The organism is Pseudomonas laurentiana (assembly GCF_014648275.1).
Classification (GTDB): Bacteria; Pseudomonadota; Gammaproteobacteria; order Pseudomonadales; family Pseudomonadaceae; genus Aquipseudomonas; species Aquipseudomonas laurentiana.
Genome location: NZ_BMQU01000068.1, coordinates 1 through 1,298, shown reverse-complemented (window position 1 = coordinate 1,298; position 1,298 = coordinate 1). Strand labels below are relative to the sequence as shown.

General features: G+C 63.6%; 1 protein-coding gene and 1 pseudogene. Both read right to left on the bottom strand.

What is annotated here, in order from left to right; translation table 11 throughout:
• Window positions 1-73: 73 nt before the first annotated feature.
• Window positions 74-904 carry a DUF4123 domain-containing protein gene (locus IE038_RS23835; RefSeq protein ID WP_189396410.1) on the bottom strand — a complete coding sequence of 277 codons (831 nt, stop codon included), beginning with the start codon at window positions 902-904 and terminating at the stop codon, window positions 74-76.
• Window positions 901-1,298: pseudogene (locus IE038_RS23830) on the bottom strand (hypothetical protein); the annotation flags it as partial. The pseudogene IE038_RS23830 and the gene IE038_RS23835, both read right to left, overlap by 4 nt.

The window sequence follows — 1,298 nt, the reverse complement described above, 5'->3', positions numbered from 1 at the left end:
ACCAGCGTGTCGCCGGCTTTGACGGTGTAGGCGTTAACCAGCATCTGTTTGTCGTCCTTGTACGTTATTACAGTTAGAGGCGTTCAAGCACGCTGAGTTTGTCCGCACTGGCAAGGTCATCACGTGCCAGATATTCAGCGTGTGGCGGGCTACGCCAGAAGTGGTCACCCTTGACCAGCGCTATGCGTAACCAGCGCTCCATATCAACCCTGTGCGAGTACCCCGCCTGCCGGGCACCCAGCAGTTGTCGGAGCACAAACTCGACCGGTTCGGGCATGGGTAACGCCTGCTGGTAGTCCTGGGCCAGGCGCTGCGCCAGCACTTCAAGTTGTCGCTGTTCCAGCCCTGCCTGATGCGCCGGGCTCAGGTACAGCCACCCCGGCGCGCGCAGTTCGCCGTCCCACTCGGGGTGAGGATTCGTGCAGTGGCGCCAGCCAAGCTCGTTGCGCCAGGCCAGGTCAGTGCAGGGGCCGATAAAGTGCGCGCGCTCACGGTCGTCGAAGCTGGTGAGCAACGGTTCGAGCCAGCGTGGATCGAAAAAACGCAGCATCCGCAGGGAGGTGTCGGTGCGCATCGTCAGCAGGCTGCGCCAGTGCTCCACGGCCTGCGCAAGGCTGGCGCTGTCCGCCAGGTACGCCACATACCCGGCATCGGCCCGCTCCAGCAGGCCTCGGGCGTAGTCGGCAAGTTCACCGTGGGCCGGGCAGCGCAGCACATAGGGGCCTGCAGCCTGCAGCCCGGCGTAGGGCGTGCCCTCGAACAATGGCACGCAACAGGCGGCGGTGTAGCCATAGGCATGCTGGAGGGTGGTCGGCAGGTTCATGTCGAAACAGGCATCGAGGATGACGCACAAGGTTCCCGACGCAACAGGCGCCGCAAACGGCGAAGTAATGGAGGTGATCATGCTGGCTTCCCCGATTGATGAACTGGGCACTCGCGTAATCCGCCGCAGTCACAGGTTGTTTCTGGCGACAGTGAGCCCGCCAGCCCTTGTGGCAGGCAGGTTGACAAGCTGAGGGCCGGCAGCGCCTCAAGCAATCCAGGCAACACCGAGGCAGCAGCCGTGCCGGTCATGGGTGCCCCGCCCAGTTGAATTTCAGTACTGCTGAATATCCCTCCGGCGCTGATGACGAGGTGGTGGCCTCCCGCCCTCAAGGTGAGGCTGGCCCCGGCCTCAAGCACGACCTTCAACCCGGAACTCAGGTGTATCTGTTGCCCGGCCTCTACCACCAGCATCTGCCCAATCCGGGTGTGACTGCTGGCGCCCACGTCCAGGTACTCGCTGGCCTTGAGCTGCA

Coding starts and splice junctions, on each gene's coding strand:
- IE038_RS23835 (WP_189396410.1), bottom strand. CDS start 904: ATGATCACCTCCATTACTTCGCCGTTTGCGGCGCCTGTTGCGTCGGGA.